At 37.6% G+C, this 19,999-nt stretch carries 17 protein-coding genes; 11 read left to right on the forward strand and 6 right to left on the reverse strand.

From position 1 onward, the window contains the following. Positions 1-105 precede the first annotated feature (105 nt). Positions 106-486 (forward strand): hypothetical protein, encoded by a 381-nt coding sequence (locus tag RMO03_RS08325; protein WP_309641633.1) that lies wholly within the window; start codon positions 106-108, stop codon positions 484-486. A gap of 51 nt (positions 487-537) precedes the next feature. On the opposite strand, the gene RMO03_RS08330 is transcribed toward RMO03_RS08325, so the two are convergent. From RMO03_RS08330 to RMO03_RS08340, 3 genes are all read right to left on the reverse strand, one after another. After that, positions 538-1,410: a T9SS type A sorting domain-containing protein gene (locus tag RMO03_RS08330; protein ID WP_309641634.1), complete on the reverse strand. Its 873-nt coding sequence runs from the start codon at positions 1,408-1,410 to the stop codon at positions 538-540. A 223-nt stretch (positions 1,411-1,633) separates the two neighbouring features. Further along, positions 1,634-2,329 (reverse strand): SIMPL domain-containing protein, encoded by a 696-nt coding sequence (locus tag RMO03_RS08335; protein ID WP_309641635.1) that lies wholly within the window; start codon positions 2,327-2,329, stop codon positions 1,634-1,636. A 49-nt stretch (positions 2,330-2,378) separates the two neighbouring features. Further along, positions 2,379-3,020, reverse strand: coding sequence for a rhomboid family intramembrane serine protease (locus RMO03_RS08340; RefSeq protein ID WP_309641636.1), 642 nt, complete (start codon positions 3,018-3,020; stop codon positions 2,379-2,381). A 106-nt stretch (positions 3,021-3,126) separates the two neighbouring features. Here RMO03_RS08340 and RMO03_RS08345 point away from each other — a divergent pair, with 106 nt between their 5' ends. The 3 genes from RMO03_RS08345 to RMO03_RS08355 all read left to right on the forward strand — a co-directional run bounded on the left by RMO03_RS08345 (position 3,127) and on the right by RMO03_RS08355 (position 5,006). Continuing rightward, a complete protein-coding gene (locus RMO03_RS08345) occupies positions 3,127-3,996 on the forward strand; it encodes a lysophospholipid acyltransferase family protein (RefSeq protein WP_309641637.1) in 870 nt (289 codons plus the stop codon). Positions 3,997-4,190: 194 nt separating this feature from the next. After that, a complete protein-coding gene (locus RMO03_RS08350) occupies positions 4,191-4,688 on the forward strand; it encodes an SRPBCC domain-containing protein (protein WP_309641638.1) in 498 nt (165 codons plus the stop codon). Between the two features lie 9 nt (positions 4,689-4,697). Beyond that, positions 4,698-5,006 (forward strand): metalloregulator ArsR/SmtB family transcription factor, encoded by a 309-nt coding sequence (locus RMO03_RS08355; protein ID WP_309641639.1) that lies wholly within the window; start codon positions 4,698-4,700, stop codon positions 5,004-5,006. 417 nt (positions 5,007-5,423) lie between these two features. Here RMO03_RS08355 and RMO03_RS08360 read toward each other — a convergent pair whose 3' ends face one another. Together RMO03_RS08360 and RMO03_RS08365 are read right to left on the reverse strand one after the other, a co-directional pair. Next, positions 5,424-5,861: a DUF2314 domain-containing protein gene (locus RMO03_RS08360; RefSeq protein ID WP_309641640.1), complete on the reverse strand. Its 438-nt coding sequence runs from the start codon at positions 5,859-5,861 to the stop codon at positions 5,424-5,426. 41 nt (positions 5,862-5,902) lie between these two features. Then, the gene (locus RMO03_RS08365) at positions 5,903-7,399 is read right to left on the reverse strand and encodes an aminotransferase class V-fold PLP-dependent enzyme (protein ID WP_309641641.1); all 1,497 of its coding nucleotides are present in this window, start codon (positions 7,397-7,399) and stop codon (positions 5,903-5,905) included. 280 nt (positions 7,400-7,679) lie between these two features. Between RMO03_RS08365 and RMO03_RS08370 the strand changes: the two genes are divergently transcribed. Then, entirely contained in the window at positions 7,680-8,096 is a 417-nt protein-coding gene (locus RMO03_RS08370) for a DM13 domain-containing protein (protein ID WP_309641642.1), read from the forward strand. A 2-nt stretch (positions 8,097-8,098) separates the two neighbouring features. Further along, positions 8,099-8,995, forward strand: coding sequence for a hypothetical protein (locus RMO03_RS08375; RefSeq protein WP_309641643.1), 897 nt, complete (start codon positions 8,099-8,101; stop codon positions 8,993-8,995). 175 nt (positions 8,996-9,170) lie between these two features. Here RMO03_RS08375 and glmM read toward each other — a convergent pair whose 3' ends face one another. After that, positions 9,171-10,559, reverse strand: a complete 1,389-nt coding sequence (glmM, locus tag RMO03_RS08380) for a phosphoglucosamine mutase (protein ID WP_309641644.1) — start codon at positions 10,557-10,559, stop codon at positions 9,171-9,173. Between the two features lie 150 nt (positions 10,560-10,709). Between glmM and RMO03_RS08385 the strand changes: the two genes are divergently transcribed. From RMO03_RS08385 to RMO03_RS08405, 5 genes are all read left to right on the forward strand, one after another. Further along, positions 10,710-11,294: an acyl carrier protein phosphodiesterase gene (locus RMO03_RS08385; RefSeq protein WP_309641645.1), complete on the forward strand. Its 585-nt coding sequence runs from the start codon at positions 10,710-10,712 to the stop codon at positions 11,292-11,294. Continuing rightward, a complete protein-coding gene (ggt, locus tag RMO03_RS08390) occupies positions 11,291-12,970 on the forward strand; it encodes a gamma-glutamyltransferase (protein ID WP_309641646.1) in 1,680 nt (559 codons plus the stop codon). The genes RMO03_RS08385 and ggt overlap by 4 nt, the downstream gene beginning before the upstream one ends. Positions 12,971-13,118: 148 nt before the next feature. Beyond that, positions 13,119-14,903 carry a chloride channel protein gene (locus RMO03_RS08395; RefSeq protein ID WP_309641647.1) on the forward strand — a complete coding sequence of 595 codons (1,785 nt, stop codon included), beginning with the start codon at positions 13,119-13,121 and terminating at the stop codon, positions 14,901-14,903. Between the two features lie 202 nt (positions 14,904-15,105). Continuing rightward, positions 15,106-17,937: an excinuclease ABC subunit UvrA gene (gene uvrA, locus RMO03_RS08400; protein ID WP_309641648.1), complete on the forward strand. Its 2,832-nt coding sequence runs from the start codon at positions 15,106-15,108 to the stop codon at positions 17,935-17,937. A 318-nt stretch (positions 17,938-18,255) separates the two neighbouring features. Next, the gene (locus RMO03_RS08405; RefSeq protein ID WP_309641649.1) at positions 18,256-19,815 is read left to right on the forward strand and encodes a T9SS type A sorting domain-containing protein; all 1,560 of its coding nucleotides are present in this window, start codon (positions 18,256-18,258) and stop codon (positions 19,813-19,815) included. Positions 19,816-19,999: the final 184 nt, after the last annotated feature.

Here is a 19,999-nt window from a genome sequence, read left to right on the forward strand (position 1 = left end):
TAAAATTTTAATTATTTTTACATCATCAATTTGTTATTAACTCATGCGAAGGAACGGTACCTTGAAAAAAAGAGATTTAGATTTTTCACCTAAAAATCAAGTATCATGAAAAAAGCACTATCGATTATTGTTTTAGTGTTGTGTTGTTTGGAATCTGGATTGGCTCAAAAAGCAAGAAACGAAAGCGATTCAACACCACTATTCAATCCAGTTACGAATTGTCAATTGCGGTATTATTATTTTCCAAATCTTGAAGCCTATTTTGACACTCAAAAGAGCATTTATTATTACAAAGAAAACGGTAAATGGATAACCGCTGAAGAAATACCGGATGGTTATAGAGGTTATTCAATTTACAATAAAGCAACCGTATACATTACAGATTATGATGATGATTATCCTTGTCAGTTTATTGAAATACACAAGAAAAAATACCCTTACATCAACAATGAAAGGGCAAAAAAAATGGTTCTCTCTAGGAATTAATAACTAAATTTATTCTTAGGAGAACCATTGTATATTTTTCTACGATTGAATTTATTCCACCAACATTTTATCGGATTTTATCAATTTGTTGTTTTCGAACAATTGAATGAAATACATTCCACTACTTAAATTTTCTCTGTTTACAGAAATCTTATTGCCTGATAAATTGTCGATTTCTCGCACCAATTGACCTTGCATATTATACAATTTAAAAGCAGCATTCGTAAGAAATGTATCTGAACTAATCGTAAGTTCATTTACTAAAGGATTCGGAAAGAAAGTAATTACCGAGTTAGAAATTACATTGTCATCAGTATTCAACAATAGTTCAGCACAATCTTGATTTCCATAGATGTGTTGCCCATCTTGAAAACTACAAACTAGATGTACTGAATAACCACCACTGCCTGATAAACCATTATACATATTGAATGCAGGCTTAAACGGATGTGCGTTACTTCCAACACCTTCAATCCATGTTTGTGTTAAATTGATATGATGCTCTTCTTGATAACGGCTCAAAACAATTCTTTTGTGGTCTTCACCATTAATATTGATATAATCAGAAGTTACATCAAACATCCCAAAAGTATCTCCCGTAAAAAGATTGAAATCGTATAACAATACTTCTGAACCATTGACTAATTTATACACTTTTCGTTCATCAACATCTTCTCTTAAGTAAACAATATAATCACTATTGCTAGGATAAGAAAATGGGTCAATAAATTTTTTGTAAGTGTTAGCGCCAATCACAACATCCTCACCAGCTTCAATTGTTTTAGTTTCCGGCATTCTACAACAAGAAACATAATCTCTAAGTACCCAGGTAGAATTGTTAAGCAAAGGATGATAATCTTGAGAAAAAGTGCTCTCAAAAAAAGAGCATAACAAAATTGCAGTAAAAAATAATTTAGCTTTCATAGATTCGATTTTGAATTAAAAAATGAGTAGACTTGGGATCTTCCTTATTTGTGAGTACAATATTAAAGACAACTTATCGACTTACCTTGTTTATTCTGTAACGAACTCATAAAAACGTTGAATTGCAGTTTCAAGCTGATTTATAGGTAGTTTCGAACACGAAAAATAATCATGTATAAAAAAGCCCCGACGAATCGAGGCTCTTTTATATTTTTTATACAGTTTATTCTAAAACAAAACTCACGCTTACATTCACTACCAACTCAATTTCGCCAGTGGCTAATGTTTCTCTTGGTGCCGCTCCGCCTCCATCTGCCATGGCCATGGTTTTCATTTCATACATCGGTCTTGGCGGGTAATTAACTTGTGAATTATCAGAAATCGTCAATGCTTTTCCCACTTTTTGATTTAATACAGAAACGAAATCTTCGGCTTTGGCTTTCGCATCTTTTATCGCCAGCTTTCTGGCATCGGATTGCAATTGATCAATTTTTGAAGATTTAAATTCAACGTTGTCAATTCTGTTGATGCCTAAATCAACCAAACCATCCATTAAAGCGTCGTATTTATTTAAGTCTTTCAACAACACAATTACAGTTTGTGTAGCAATATAACTGGTTTTCTTTTTCTCGTAATCATAGTTTGGATACAACGAAACACGTTGGGTTTGATAATCTTCTTTGGCAATTGCCATTTTTTTGATGTATTTCAAAACCGCATCGATTTTAGTATCATTTTCTTTTTTTACGTCGATGGCTTTAGCGCCTTTAGTTTCGACTGAAATTGATATTGCCGCTTGATCGGGAGTCACTTTAATCTTTCCTTCACCGGAAACATTAATGGTTGGAATCTGTTTGATTTCCTGAGATTGAACCATTGTTGCAAATAATACAAATAAAATTAAAGCTGATTTTTTCATAAAAAGGGTTTTTAAAATTTCGAAACTCGGGTTACCAAAACATATGCCATTATAACTTTCCAGCTTTGGCTAATATAAAAAGAAGTACAATTGGAATGGCTAATAAAACCACCATAAAAGTATTCTCGGTCAGCATTTGAGGCTCTTTGGAAATGGTAATCAAATAACCTCCAATAGCGCCACCAAAATGCGCTGTATGGCCGATGTTGTCGTTTTTGGCTTTCATTCCGTAAATCGAATACAACAAATAACCAATTCCAAAAAGATAGGCCGGAATTGGAATTGGAATGAAAAACAAATACAAACTCATTTCAGGTTGCAGCAAAATTGCAGAATATAAAATACCTGTAACGGCTCCTGAAGCACCAATAGCGCGGTAACTGTAATCATCTTTGTGAAATAATAAGGTAAGTAAGCTTCCAAAAATTAAGCTTCCAAGGTAAATAATCAAAAAAGAAAAATTATCAAAATACTGAATAACCACAGGTGCAAACATGTATAAGGTAAACATATTGAAAAACAAATGCCCTAAATCTGCATGCAAAAAAGCAGAAGTAATCATGCGAATGTGCTCACCGGCTCGAATACTACCAATATGAAACTCATACTTTCTGAAGAAATATTCATCACCAAATCCTTTAAAACTGACGATTAAATTGATGGCGATAATGAGAATAAGCATCGTATTCATAGTGTGTGATTTTTTTGGTAAAAATAGAAATAGTTTCTATAGCTTTTGTTAAACTCGATTTTTTAAATGTGGTTTTAAATGTATCTTTGTCAAAATTTTCAACTTCATGCAATTTTTAGTTTACATTCTTATTTATCCTATTCTTTGGAGTATTTCGATGTTGCCTTTTCGATTGTTGTATTTCTTATCTGATTGTATTTACGGACTTATATATTACATCATCGGCTATAGAAAAAAAACCGTTCGTGAAAATTTAGCCATAGCCTTACCGCATTTATCCGATAAAGAACGACTGGTGATCGAAAAGAAATTCTTCCATCACATGGTTGATTTGTTTCTAGAAATGGCGAAAACTATGACTATTTCAAGAAAAGAAATCGAACGCCGATACAAATTCAACAATCTCGAAGTTTATAAAGAACTCGAAACAAAGCAAAAAAGTATCGCACTAATGTGTGCGCATTATGCAAGTTATGAATGGGCCGTTTCTATGAATCATTATATCGATTACAAAGGCGTCGGAATATACAAACGCATTCGAAACAAATACTTCGATAAATTGGTCAAAGACATTCGCTCGCGTTTCAAAGCGCATCTCATCACTACCAAAGAAACCATTCCGGTCATCAGCAATAATTATCGAAATAAAATATTGAGCATTTATGGTTTTGCGAGCGACCAATCTCCAAAAATATCTTCCACTTATCATTGGGGAAGCTTTATGGGCATTGAAGTTCCTGTACATACCGGCGCAGAAATGCTAGCCAAGAAATACGATATGAATGTCATTTTCTTAAGAACCAGAAAAGTAAAAAGAGGTTTTTACGAAGCCACTTTTGAAGTACTTTCCGAAGATATCAAATCCGTTCCTAACTATGAAGTGACCGATAAATTCTTAAGGTTGGTAGAACAACAAATCTACGAAGCACCTGAATTTTATTTATGGACACACAAACGTTGGAAGCATCGCCGATAATTCCTAAATATAGAGTTGTAGGTTGCAGGTTGAATGTTACATCTCAATAACCTACTACTTACAACCTACAACATTCTCTATCCCTAACCCTTATTTATAGCTCTTTTAAAAAAAAATGTTCAAAAAAATTTGCGCAACTAAATGATTGCGTATATATTTGCAACCAAATGATTGCTAATTAAAAACTTAAAATAATGAATAACAATTTACCATTTGACTTTATCGTCAACAAAACAACAAAAACAGTTCAGATAAACCGAGAATTTGCAGCTGAACTTCCACTAGTATGGGATGCGTTTACCAAACAAGAAATTCTCGACCAATGGTGGGCTCCTCAACCTTGGGAATCCAGAACAAAAATTATGGATTTTAAAGTGGGCGGAAGAAGATTCTATGCTATGGTAAGTCCCGAAGGACAAGAACATTGGTCCGTTCAAAAGTACACATCCATCAGTCCAAAAACCAACTTCAAAATGACTAATGCTTTTGCAGACCCAGATGAAAACCCCGAACTGCCGGGTTCTGAGTGGGACTTGAATTTCAGCGAACACAACGGAACAACAAAAGTGAGCATTAGTATTTATAACGAATCATTGGAACGTATGGAAAAGATGATTGAAATGGGCTTCAAAGAAGGATTTACGGCAACATTAGGCAGTTTAGAAAACCTATTGGCAACTTTATCAAAATAAAATAAAAACATGAGAAGAGACGTATTTCAAGCCATAGCCGATCCAACGCGCAGGGCAATATTAGGATTAATAGCCGTTCAAGCGATGACTCCCAATGGGTTAGCAGAACATTTCCACACCAGCAGACAAGCCGTATCCAAACACATTAAAATACTAAACGAATGTGAATTGGTCGATCAAGTGCAAAATGGCAGGGAAATTTATTACCATTTCAATCCACAAAAAATGAAAGAAGTAGCCGATTGGATTGAAAATTTCAGAAAATTATGGGAACAAAGATTCGACAAACTCGACGATCTTTTACTAAAAATGCAATAATTTTATAAATTGGGGCGAATGACCGGGCTATTCACTAAAATGCGAAGCATTCACTGAACTCCGCTGAAAATATTAACACAGTGAAGTAATCTTTTACTCCACCCGAGCCTTGGCGAACTGACGAAGTAAACGCCGGAACAAAAGGATATCGTTGCTATGCCTATCGCAACATCGATTAAGTTGAAGTCCAGCATACAAATCGAGTGCTTAACAACAAAATCAATTATTTATTATGAAAAACACACTCATAAGCATCGGCGCAATACTAGCAGGAATCATCTCGGTTTTCACCACGTGAATACTAACCGACATGCTACTGGAAAATAACGGCTGGATGAAAATTCCATTCGCCACCAATCCACTTTGGTTGATGCTGTTGGTGGTACTTTATCGTAATGTATATGTTACGGGATGTTCTTAATTTAAATCAACTTTAGCAAAATTTCCAGCAATTACTTTGTGGTTTTTAGAAACCAACCAATCTTTTACTGAGTCTTGATGAATTTCCAATTTGTCATTAAGTTTAAGGTTTTTAAAATGCAAAGGAACATTATTCAGTTTTACATAGAATATATTATTATCGAAAGAGTCGACCATAAACCATAGTTGTTCCGTGTGCCCTTCTTCGGTATAATCTGCACTGATGTTAAACTTATAATTATTCGTTTCTCTTTCTTTTAGCAAAGTAATAAACTCGGGTAAATGCTCTTGTGCTGATTGTACAGCGCTACTATAGGAGCTATCGGATATATTGACCAATTTTACGTTTTCCTTATCCCATTTTTTTGTTCTTTTTTGGCCGCTACAAGCACTCAGCAAAATCATAATTATTAAGAATGTACTTATTTTTGACATAGTTGTTTTTCTAAAATAACTCATAAATCAAAACCCTTTTACTAATATCCAAACCACTTCTCCACCAATTCCTTCTCATGCGGTCGAGCATCTCGATGCAAAAACTCATTAGAGTTTTTGTTGTATGCATAGTCTTTACTCCAATTTTCATGATTCGCTGCCAACGCTTTGATACTTTCGCAAACAAACTGAATTTCAGCATTCGTAGTAGTCGGATGAATCGACATTCGAATCCAACCCGGCTTTTGAATCAAATCTCCAGAATCAATCTGACACACCAAATTATGCGATTTTTCTTGATCTACATTGAGCAAATAATGACCGTAAGTTCCCGCACAACTGCAGCCGCCGCGCGTTTGAATTCCGAATCGATCATTAAGTATTTTGACACCCAAATTGAAATGCAAATCATCAATATAAAACGAAATCACACCCAAACGATCTTGATGTTGCCCTGCTAATATTTTAATATTCGGAATATTGCCCAATTCAGAAAAGATATAATCCACCAATTCGTGTTCGCGTTTGAGGATATTTTCAATACCCATTTGTTCTTTGAGCTGAATCGCCAAAGCCGTTTTAATCGCTTGCAAAAAACCTGGAGTTCCGCCGTCTTCTCGATCTTCTATATTGTCGATAAATTTATGTTCACCCCAAGGATTCGTCCAAGAAACCGTGCCGCCACCCGGATTATCGGGAACCATATTTCTGTAAAGTTTCTTATTAAAAACCAAAACACCAGTAGTTCCAGGCCCACCAAGGAATTTATGTGGCGAAAAAAAGATAGCGTCAAGATAACTTTCAGCATCTTCAGGATGCATATCGATTTTCACATACGGTCCAGAACAAGCGAAATCTACAAAGCACAAACCGTTATTTCTGTGCATGATTTTAGCCACTTCATGATAAGGCGTTTTAATTCCCGTCACATTCGAACAAGACGTAATTGAAGCTATTTTTATAGATCGATCTTGATACTTTTCAACCTGTGCAGTAAATTGATCCAAACAAAACAACCCTTTTTCACAAGCGGGAATGACAACAACATCAGCAATGGTTTCAAGCCAAGAAGTTTGATTCGAATGATGCTCCATATGTGAGATGAAAACAATCGGTTTGTCTTCTTGAGGAACGTTCGTATGTTGCTTTAAATTCTCTGGGACTTTCAATCCTAAAATGCGTTGAAATTTATTCACAACACCGGTCATTCCGGTACCATCAGTAATCAAAACATCATCGGCATTGGCATTGACATGATGCTTTATGATGTGTCTTGCATGATGATACGCCAATGTCATTACAGTTCCAGTTACTGTCGTTTCGGTGTGTGTATTGGCTACAAACAACCCAAAATCATTCATCATTTTTTCTTCAATCGGGCGATACAAACGACCACTGGCGGTCCAATCCGTATAGATGATTTTTTGAGTTCCAAAAGGTGACATAAATTCCTGATCAATTCCGATGATATTGTTTCGGAATTGCTGAAAATACTGCTCTAATGCTGTTGGTAAAGTGACCTTTGCGTTGACATTCATGGGTGTTGTATTTGCCGTCAAAGATACATTTTTTTAGATTTTAAAATGAACGCAAACGATTGATTTTTTTTGGGAGATTATAAGATTTTAGGATTATAGGACTATAAGATTTACTCATAGTCTTATAATCCTAAAATCTTAAAATCTTAAAGTCTTACAGTCTTGCAGTCTTAGAGTCCTAAAATCTTACAGTCCAATTATTAAAAAACTTTCCTTCAAATGTAAACTACCCGACAAAAGCAAAATCATTACCATAGTAAATTTGAATAAAATAATAGCTATGAAAAAAATTGTTTTAATCACAACAGCGCTGTTTGCTTTCACTGCTTGTCAAGTCGAAGGTGAACTCACACATGACAAAACCGACAAACCCATTGAATTGACTTCTGTTTTAAAATATTCCGGAGATTTTATAGGAACTTCGGGAATCACTGTAAGTGGTCAAGCGAAAATTTATCTTGAAGGAACGCAGTATCGCGTTAAACTAGAGAACTTCGATATATCTAGCGGACCGGATTTGAAAGTTTATTTGTCAAAATCTTCAACGCCAAGTGAGTTTGTCAATTTGGGCAATTTGACTTCCGCTACGGTTTATGATATTCCTCAACAAGTGAATGTCGCCGCATATTCTCATGTTTTAATTCACTGCCAGCAATACAATCATTTGTATGCCATTGCAATATTAACAGCCAATTAATTATGAAAAAAATCATCTCAATATTGATTTTAATGAATGCTTTCATAATCAAAGCACAAGGTTGCAGCGATGCCGGCATTTGTTCTATCGGAAATAGTTTTCATGAAACTGAAAAAGAAGTCAAAAATGCTTTAGAATTTGGAAGTATTTTCGGTGCTGGTGAAGCCGATGTACAATACCTTTCACCTTATGCCACTTACACACGAAAATTGACTTCTCAATTGGCTTTGAGTGCAAAAGTCACTTATTCGCTAGCCAGCGGTAATTTTGGAAAACGCGGGCAATTTGGCGATGCGTATTTGATAGGAAATTACGATTGGAAAACTAAGAAAACTGCAAAATGGAGCACAATGCTTGGAGCGAAATTTCCATTCACACGCTCGAATTTAAAAATCAATGGTTACTCGCTTCCACTCGATTATCAGGCAAGTTTAGGTACCTTCGATCTGATTGTTGGTGAAAATTTGAATTATAAACAATGGGATTTCAATGTAGGTTTGCAATTACCCGTTTTCGACATCAACGCCAATTCTTATTTTAAAGAATATTCAGGAACGGACAAATTTCCGTCGACGAATTTATTCAAACGCAAACCTGATGCTTTGCTTCGTGCAACATACACCTACAAAACCGGTAATAACAAATTCACGTTTAAACCCAATGTTTTGTTTTTATACCATTTGGGTGAAGACAGCTACGAAACTATTTTTGGCAAACGAGAAAACATCGATGGTTCTGACGGATTAACGATCAACGGAAACATAATCAGTGCTTATCATTTGAATAAAAACAACAGTTTTGAATTGTCGTTAGCCACGCCATTTGTAGTTCGGGAGATTCGACCAGATGGTTTGACGCGTTCGTTTACGGCTGGTATTATTTATAAAATTAGATTTTAAGACTGTAGGACTGTGAGATTTTAAGATTTTTTAGGAGCCGGGAACCTGCTGTGCGTTCATATCTTTTGCGCTGAACAACAGCACAAAAGTATAACCACTTCCATCAGGGCTAGGTACCAGATTTTCATCAACTCCTAATCTTAGATTCCTAAAATCTTACAGTCTTACAATCCTACTAAATTCCAGCTACTGCTTTGATTTCATCAATAATTCTGAGCGCCAAAGTATCGGCTTCCGCTTGTGTTGGTGCTTCGGTATAAATACGGATAATTGGCTCGGTATTCGATTTTCTTAAATGCACCCATTCGGTAGCGAAATCAATCTTAACACCGTCAATTGTGGAAATATCTTCGTGTTGGTATTTGGCAGTCATCGCTTCTAAAATCGCGTCAACATCAATTTGAGGCGTCAATTCGATTTTATTTTTGCTCATGTAATATTGTGGATAGCTTGCTCTGAGTTCAGCTACAGTCACATCGAGATTGGCCAAATGCGTTAAGAACAAAGCCACGCCTACCAAGCTGTCACGACCGTAATGCAGTTCAGGATATATGATGCCGCCGTTGCCTTCACCACCGATAATGGCGTTGGTTTTTTTCATCAATTCAACCACATTCACTTCACCAACTGCACTCGCTTGATAGCTTCCGTTGTATTTATTGGTAATATCACGCAACGCACGCGATGAAGACATATTCGAAACGGTGTTGCCCGGTGTTTTACTTAACACATAATCAGCAACGGCCACTAAAGTATATTCTTCGCCGAACATTTCGCCGTCATTAGAAATGAATGCCAAACGGTCGACATCGGGATCGACTACAATGCCAAAATCCGCTTTTTCTTCTAAAACCAATTTACAAATATCGCCTAAATGTTCTTTTAAAGGTTCTGGGTTGTGCGGGAAATGCCCGTTTGGTTCGCAGTATAATTTGACAACCTCCACGCCCATTTGCTCCAATAAATTTGGAATCACAATACCGCCTGAAGAATTTACGCCATCCACTACGACTTTGAATTTTCTTTTGGCCACCGCTTCTGCATCGACCAAAGGCAAATTCAATACTTCATCAATATGAATATCCATGTAAGCGTCATTGATTTGAATCGTTCCCAAATCATCTACTTCTGAGAAATCGAAAGCTTCGGCTTCTGCGATTTCAAGGATTTTTGCTCCTTCAGCACCGCTTAAAAATTCGCCTTTTTCATTCAATAACTTCAACGCATTCCATTGTTTCGGATTGTGCGAAGCGGTAAGAATGATACCACCGTGTGCTTTTTCTAACGGAACAGCAACTTCTACGGTTGGCGTTGTTGATAAACCCAAATCGATCACATCGATGCCCAAACCAATTAAAGTATTGACTACCAAATTGTGAATCATTGGCCCAGAAATACGCGCATCACGACCAATAACAACGGTAAGTTTATCGCTTTTAGAATAGCTTTTCAACCAAGTTCCATAAGCTGAAGCAAATTTAACAGCATCCACCGGAGTTAGATTATCGCCTACTTTTCCGCCTATGGTTCCTCGAATTCCTGAGATTGATTTGATTAATGTCATTTTTATATACGATTTATGATAGTTAATTTATGAGCGACAAAGATAAAAAAGTTGCTAAGAAACTAAGGTGCTAAGGTGCTAAGTTTTTTATATATTTACGGAAACAACCTTAGTGCCATAGCCACTCAGAATCTTAGTACCTCAAGAAAAATGAATTTCCTTGCACATATCTACCTTTCCAACGACAACGATTTAATCAAAATCGGCAATTTTATGGCAGACGGCATTCGTGGCAAACATTACGAACATTTGCCTGCGGAAATCCAGAAAGGAATTATACTGCACCGCGCTATTGATACGTTCACTGATGCACATCCGGTTTTCAGACAAAGCACCCATCGACTTCACGAAAAGTATCACCATTATGCAGGCGTCATTGTAGATGTTTTTTATGATCATTTCTTGGCGAAAAACTGGGCGGATTATTCCGATGAAAAACTCGAAGATTTTGTAGGCAGGTTTTACCAATCATTACAAGACAATTATGAACATCTGACTGATAAAACCAAAAGCTTGATGCCTTATATGATGGAACACAATTGGCTTGTGAATTATCAATATCAAGAAGGTATTGCGCGGATTTTATATCAAATGGATCGGCGCACGAATAACCTTTCGAAAATGCAGTATTCCGTCGATGAACTCAAAGCATTTTATGATGATTTCGAAAACGAATTCAGAACATTTTTCATCGATTTAAAAGCACATGTCAATCAAAAATTATCGGAATTATGAAATGGAAGTTCATATTCATTCTTATAATCTTCATTGGTTTTACTCCTATTCTCCAAGCTCAGAAAGGGTTAATTGCTTCGAAAGCAATGGTCGTTTCGGCTCGTGAAGAAGCCTCACAAATTGGCGTTGAAATCATGAAAAAAGGCGGCAATGCCTTTGATGCTATGGTCGCAACCGAATTGGCTTTGGCTGTCGCTTATCCGTATGCCGGAAATATAGCTGGAGGTGGATTTATGGTGTATCGCTTGAACAATGGCGAAACCGGCGCGTTAGATTATCGTGAAAAAGCACCACTCAAAGCGAGCAAGAATATGTATCTCGATCAAAACAATGAGGTCATTCCAAATCTGAGTGTCAATGGTGCTTTAGCCGTTGGAGTTCCTGGAACAATTGCCGGAATCTTCGCTGTTCATGATAAATTTGGCAAACTGTCGATGCAAGAAATCATGCAGCCTATAATTGCTTTAGCCAAAAAAGGAATCGTTGTGACCGCCAAACAAGCAAAGCAAATTCAAAACAATCAAAAAGAGATTATTGCGGTTAGTGGCAGTCAAACTTTGTATGCGCAGCCTTTTAAAATGGGCGATACCATCAAATACCCTGCGCTTGCCAATACACTTGAACGCATTTTAAAAAATGGTAAAGATGAATTTTATAAAGGCGAAACCGCTAACAAAATAGTCGATTTCATTCAGAAAAAAAACGGCATTATTTCGCTTGAAGATTTGTCTGCTTATGAAGCCAAATGGCGCAAACCAATTACCTTTCAATACAAAGATTTAAAAATCATTTCGATGTCGCCACCATCATCAGGCGGCATTACATTGGAACAAATCATGAAAATGATCCAGCCGTATCCATTAACAAAATACGGACACAACAGCGAAAAATACATTCAATTAATCACCGAAGCCGAACGTCGCGCTTATGCCGATAGGAACTATTTTTTGGGCGACCCTGATTTTGTTTCAATTCCTAAAAATCAATTGGTTAACAAAACCTACCTCAAACAAAGAATGAAAAATTTAGATTGGAATAAAGCCACACTTTCATCAGCAGTTTCGCATGGCAACATCACCATTTCAGAAAGCAACGAAACGACTCATTATTCTATTGTTGATGCCGACGGAAATGCAGTGTCAGCAACCACCACTTTGAATGGCGCCTACGGTTCAAAATTGTATTCAGATGAATTGGGTTTCTTCTTCAACAACCAAATGGATGATTTCAGTGCCAAACCCGGAAGTCCAAATTCGTATGGGCTAGTCGGTGCAGAAGCCAACAGCATTGCACCGCAAAAAAGAATGTTGAGCTCGATGACACCAACGATTGTAGAGCAAAAAGGAAAATTATTAATGTTGTTGGGTTCACCCGGTGGTTCTACGATTATCACTTCGGTGCTGCAGACGATTTTGAATGTATATGAATTTAAAATGAACATGCAACAAGCCGTCAACGCACCAAGGTTTCACCACCAATGGTTGCCCGACGAAATTGTCTTTGAACCCAATAGTTTCCCAGATACTATTATCAACAACCTCAAAAAGAAAAACTACAATATCAATATCAAAACTTTACCAGTCATTGGCAAGGTCGATGCTATTTTAAAATTACCCAACGGCCAATTAGAAGGCGGTGCCGATTATCGCGGTGATGATAAAGCGGTTGGGTTTTAGTTGGTTGTAAGTTGTATGTTGCAAGTTAATCGTTGAGAAATCTGTGGAAATCAATTTAATCTGTGGCAAAAAAAATATGAAAACTTTGCGCCTCTGCGGCTTTGCGAGCGAAAATAAATATAGTAAATTAGCACTTTCTCAATAAACAATGTTCAAAAAAGCCATTCTCAAAATTGAAAGTATCATTGCTTGGTCGCAAACCAAACTGACCAACAAGCAATTTATTTTCCTGTCGAGTGTTTTGGTTGGGATTTCAGCAGCTTTTGCAGTTATCATTCTAAAATCGTTTGCTCATAAGGTTTTTTCTATTGCCACTTCAGTGAATGGCATCCTCAAACTAAGTTTCATCAATAGCGTATTGCCGATTGTCGGTATTCTGCTGACCGTTTTTGTTGTCAAAAAACTATTAGGTGGTTCCATCGAAAAAGGCACTTCACAAATCCTATACGCTGTCGCTAAAAAAGCGAGCATCATTCCCAGAAAACAAATGTATGCGCAAATCGTAACGAGTTCCTTAACGGTCGGACTTGGTGGTTCTGCTGGTTTAGAAAGCCCCATCGTGATTACCGGTGCTGCTTTTGGCTCGAATTACGCCCAACGTTATAAACTCAGTTATAAAGATCGGACATTATTAATCGGTTGTGGCGTTGCCGCTGGCGTTGCTGCAGCCTTCAACGCTCCGATTGCTGGTGTTTTGTTTGCTATTGAAGTATTGCTCGTCGATGTGAGTATTTCAGCATTCACTCCGATTATGATTGCCGCCGCTACAGGTGCTTTGGTTTCAGCGATTACGTTAGACGAAACCGTATTATTAACATTTAGTGAAGAACAATCTTTCAATTACCACAACATTCCTTATTACGTTTTACTCGGTATATTCACTGGTTTTATTGCCGTTTATTATTCGAGAAATTTTCAGCGCATCGAACATTTTTTTACACGACTGCGATTCGGTCCATACAAAAAAGCACTATTCGGAGCATCCATTTTAGCGGTAATCATTTTTGTATTTCCTACACTTTTCGGTGAAGGTTATGAAAGCATTAGAGTATTATCAGAACAAGATCCCGGACAATTATTAGAAAACACTCTTTTCAGTGATTTCAGAAACAATACTTGGGTACTGATTGCTTTTATCGGATTGACGATGATGCTCAAAGTTTTCGCTACTGGGATCACTTTAGGAAGCGGTGGTAACGGCGGTAATTTCGCACCTTCCTTATTCTTAGGTTCCTATGCAGGTTTCTTTTTTTCCAAAACACTAAACACGATTGGTTTGACGCATTTGCCCATCAGTAATTTTACTTTAGTCGGCATGGCAGGAATCTTAAGTGGCCTATTTCACGCACCATTAACCGCGATATTTTTGATAGCTGAAATTACCGGCGGCTACGATTTAATGATTCCATTAATGATCGTATCATCAATTAGTTTCGCAATTTCAAAACGATTCGAAAGACATTCGCTCGATGTTAAGAATCTAGCCCGAAAAGGCCATGCATTCACGAACAACAAAGACACCAATATTCTTTCTACTTTAGAAACTGAAAAAATCATCCAAACCGATTATCTTACGATTACACTCGATCAAAGTTTGGTCAAACTCGTCGATTTGATTTCGCATTCCAACCAAGTGATTTTCGCCGTGATCGACAACGAAAAAAGGCTTTTAGGCATCGTGCATTTCAATGATATTCGCGAAATTATTTTTAGCGATTTCAAAGTCAAATATACACCCGTCGAAGAAGTGATGATTCCGCCTATCGATATCGTTTACCCAACCGATAATATGGAAATCGTCATGGAAAAATTCGAAAAAACGAAAGTCAATTTCCTACCTGTGCTCAAAAACGGCAAATACTATGGATTCATTTCAAAAGCTAGCGCACTTGAAGCCTATAGAGAAAAACTCAGAGCGATGACGATAGAGTAATTAATAATGATTTTTAGGAGCTTAATCCGGCTGTTCTCTACTATCTTTTGCGGCGAACACCGCCACAAAAGGATAACCGTTTCCATCCGGGCTAGGCAATCGTCAAACCCATGACGCGCATCTTACAATTTAACAAAAACTTCCCAAACCATCGATTGAAAAAATCAATCAAAATGCTAACTTTGCCCTTTGCCAAAAAATCATGCTAAACACCGAAAATACCATTGAAGTTTTAGGCGCACGCGTCCACAATCTCAAAAACATTGACGTCTCGATTCCGAGAGAAAAACTCGTAGTCATTACCGGACTTTCAGGCTCAGGAAAATCGTCATTGGCTTTCGATACGATTTACGCCGAAGGACAACGCCGCTATGTAGAAACTTTTTCCGCATACGCAAGACAATTCTTAGGTGGATTGGAGCGCCCGGATGTAGATAAAATCGATGGATTGTCGCCAGTGATTGCCATTGAACAAAAAACTACTAGTAAAAGTCCACGTTCTACCGTTGGGACGATTACTGAAATATATGATTTCCTACGGTTGCTTTATGCGCGTGCTGCTGACGCATACAGTTACAACACCAATGAAAAAATGGTATCGTATTCCGACGACCAAATCAAGGCGTTGATTACCGAAAATTTCATTGGAAAACGCATCAATATTTTAGCTCCGGTGATTCGTGCGCGTAAAGGGCATTACGGCGAATTATTCCAACAAATTGCCAAACAAGGTTTTCTCAAAGTGCGCATCAATGGCGAAATCAAAGACATTACGCCGGGCATGAAACTCGATCGATACAAAACCCACGACATCGAAATTGTCATCGACAGAATGTTGGTCGAAGCGACTGCCGAAAATGAAAAACGTTTATCCGAAAGCATCCAAACCGCCATGTATCACGGTGAAAACATCTTGATGATTTTAGAGCAAGACAGCAACGAAATCCGTTTTTTTAGCCGCAATTTAATGTGTCCTACTACCGGAATTTCGTATCAGAATCCTGAGCCGAATTTGTTTTCGTTCAATTCGCCGAAAGGTGCTTGTGAACATTGCAATGGTTTGGGAACTATCAACGAAATCAACTTAAAAAAGATTATCCCAAATCCAAAACTGTCAATTAAAAATGGTGGTTTCGCACCTTTAGGCGAATACAAAAGCACATGGATTTTCAAGCAACTCGAAATCATCGGCGAAAAATTCGATTTCAAAATCACCGATCCGATTGAAAAAATTCCTGAAGATGCGTTGGAAATCATTCTACACGGTGGCAAAGAAAAATTTGCAGTAGCATCAAAAACTTTAGGTATTACCAAAGAATATAAAATTGAGTTTGAAGGCATTTCGCATTTCATCAAAAATCAACACGACGAAAGCGGTTCTAGCAGCATCAAACGTTGGGCAAAAGAATTCATGGATGAAGTGACTTGCCCGGTTTGCGAAGGTTCACGCCTTAAAAAAGAGGCGATGTATTTCCGCATCAACGAGAAAAACATCAACGATTTATCAGCGATGGATATTTCCGATTTAACGCTTTGGTTTGATGTGCTCGACCAATCGTTATCTGAAAAACAAAAACAAATCGCAACCGAAGTCATCAAAGAAATCAAAGATCGTTTGCACTTTTTAGTCAATGTTGGGTTGGATTATTTGTCGATTAACCGGAGTTCAAAATCGCTCTCGGGCGGCGAAGCACAACGCATTCGACTCGCAACACAAATCGGCTCACAACTCGTGGGCGTATTATACATTCTCGACGAACCCAGCATCGGTTTGCACCAACGCGACAACGACAAACTCATCAGTTCATTAGAACAATTGCGCGACATTGGCAATTCTGTGATTGTAGTGGAACACGACAAAGACATGATAGAACGCGCCGATTATGTGATTGACATTGGTCCACGTGCCGGAAAATATGGCGGTGAAATCATCAGCATCGGAACGCCTGCAGAAACTTTAAAACACCACACGCTTACGGCGCAATATATGAATGGCGAGCGCAAAATTGAGCTTCCAAAAAAACGCCGTGAAGGCAACGGCAAGTTTTTAAAACTTTCTGGAGCTACTGGAAATAACCTCAAAAATGTTACAATCGAATTGCCATTAGGAAAAATGATTTGTGTGACAGGTGTTTCAGGCAGCGGTAAATCGACATTGATTAATGAAACGTTGTATCCGATTTTGAATGAATATTATTTCAACGGCGTCAAGAAACCAAAACCGTACAAAAAGATAGAAGGTTTAGACCATATCGATAAAGTAATTGACATTGACCAAAGTCCGATTGGGCGTACACCACGTTCGAATCCTGCAACCTATACCGATGTGTTTTCTGAAATCAGAACACTGTTTACAATGACTTCCGAAAGTATGATTCGCGGTTATAAAGCTGGGCGTTTTAGTTTTAACGTCAAAGGCGGACGCTGTGAAACTTGCGAAGGTTCCGGTGTCAGAACGATTGAAATGAATTTCCTTCCCGATGTGTACGTGGAATGCGAAACCTGTCAAGGCAAACGTTTCAACCGAGAAACTTTGGAGATTCGTTATAAAGGCAAATCGATTTCGGATGTGCTCAACATGACTGTTGATGAAGCCGTTCCTTTTTTTGAAAACATTCCGAAAATCAACCGCAAGATTAAGACGATTCAGGATGTTGGTTTGGGTTATATCACGCTCGGTCAGCAGAGTACGACGCTTTCGGGCGGTGAAGCGCAACGTATCAAATTGGCAGGTGAACTGTCTAAAAAAGATACGGGTAATACATTTTATATTCTTGATGAACCAACAACCGGCTTGCATTTCGAAGACATTCGTGTTTTGATGGAAGTCATCAATAAGCTCGTCGATAAAGGCAATACGATTCTAATCATCGAGCACAATATGGACGTCATTAAGCTTGCGGATTATATTATCGACATTGGCCCCGAAGGCGGAAAAGGTGGCGGAATGGTTGTCGCACAAGGAACTCCGGAGGAAATTGTGAAAAATAAAAAAAGTTATACCGCTGCGTTTTTGAAAAAGGAATTGGATTAAAAAATAAAACACGAATTGCAAGGATTAACACGGATTTAAAATTATTATTGTGTTGATTTTTAGGAGCTAATCCCGCTATCATTCCAATCTTTTGCGCCGAACGCCGGCACAAAAGGATTTCCCACTACTATCGGGGCTAGGGCATTCCGATTCCAAAAGAAAAATCCGTAAAGATCCGCATCATCAGTGTTATCTGTTGCCTATCAAAAATTAAACACAGTTGGTTTAAAAAAAACTCGATTCATAATACATTCTCATTATAAATTGTTGGCTTTGATAATTTTATGTATATTTAAAAACTAATCAAACCAAAACCTTATGAAAAAAATTACTTTATTATTCTTAGTGCTTTTCCCAAATTTATTCTATGCACAGCCTCAAGTCATCGAATGGCAAAAATGCTTTGGCGGCACAGATACCGATAATATTTTCTCTATCCTACAGACTACTGATGGTGGCTATATTGCAACGGGCTACACACGATCGACTGATATTGATGCCATTGGAAATCATGGAAATCAGGATATTCTGCTTGTAAAAATGAATGCTGCGGGCACTATAGAATGGAAAAAAACTTATGGAGGTTCAAGTTCAGAAACCGCCAATGCCATCAAGCAAACTAGTGACGGCGGTTATGTTATTGCTGGGAACACATATTCTACAAATGGCGACATAACCAGTAATCATGGTAATTCGGATGCGTGGGTTCTAAAATTAAGCGCTATCGGAGATTTAGAATGGCAAAAAACATTGGGCGGCACCAGTCAAGATAATGCTAATGATGTTACGCAAACTTCTGACGGCGGATTTATTATAGCTTGTGATATTTTTTCTTCTAATGGAAATGTTACATCCAATCACGGAGCGACTGATGCTTGGATTGTAAAATTAAATGCATCTGGCGTTATCGATTGGCAGAAAAGTTATGGCGGAACTAAACTCGATATTGCAACTAGCATCCAAAAAACTACTGATGGCGGATATATTTTTGCGGCCTATACGAATTCAAATGATGGCGATGTCACCGGTAATCACGGAACGAATACCACTGATTATTGGGTGGTCAAAATCAATGCTACTGGAACTATCGAATGGAAAAAAACTTACGGCGGCAGCAATGCGGAAGAAGCTAAGAGTATTCAACAAACAGTTGACGGAGGTTATATTCTGTGCGGCAAAACTACATCAAATGACGGTGATGTCAGTGAATTTAAAGGTTCAAGTGATTATTGGATAGTGAAATTAAACGCCACAGGAACCATGATATGGCAAAAAGCATACGGTGGAACTGATGAAGAGATCCCCTTTAGCATCAAACAAACCCTTAATGGCGGTTATGTAGTCAGTGGATTTACGCACTCATCTGATGGTGATGTTGCGTTGAACCATGCAGGAAGTATACTTACCAATGATATCTGGATTCTCTATTTATATGCCAACGGTGATATACAATGGCAGACGTCTCTTGGCAACACTGGTTATCAGGACAGTCACGATATTCAACAAACTGCTGATGGCGGTTATATTGTTGCCGGAAATACCGGTGGTGCTTTAGAAAATGGTCAGGTTACTGGTTTTTTAGGTGGTAACTTAGATTTTTGGGTTATAAAATTGGGCCCTGCTCCTCTAAATGTAACTACATTCAACGATAGTAAAATAAAAATATATCCGAATCCTGTTAGCGATTACCTGGTTATAGGTGCCGGAAATATGAGCTTTTCTAAAATTACAGTATATGATTTGCAAGGTCGCGTCATTAAAAGATTTCAGGATGTTTCGAACCAAATCAATGTTACTGATTTGAAAAGAGGCGTTTATATTATTGAAGTTATTTCGGCAAATCAGGAGGTTGCAGTTGCTAAATTTAGTAAGCTGTAGCCATTATCTAAAATACAACTATTCACAAAAAACTAATTCAATCTTAGCATTGAATTAGTTTTTTGCTTTTTTTTTGAATTGAAAAGACAGCTTTCTGCGCTTTGCTAAAAAATAAAAAAAGTGGCATGACAAAGTTTTTGAAAAAAGAATTACTTTAGCGCGCGCTTTTCGATTGACAACGGAA

The organism is Flavobacterium sp. (assembly GCF_031411595.1).
In the GTDB taxonomy this organism is placed as follows: Bacteria; Bacteroidota; Bacteroidia; order Flavobacteriales; family Flavobacteriaceae; genus Flavobacterium.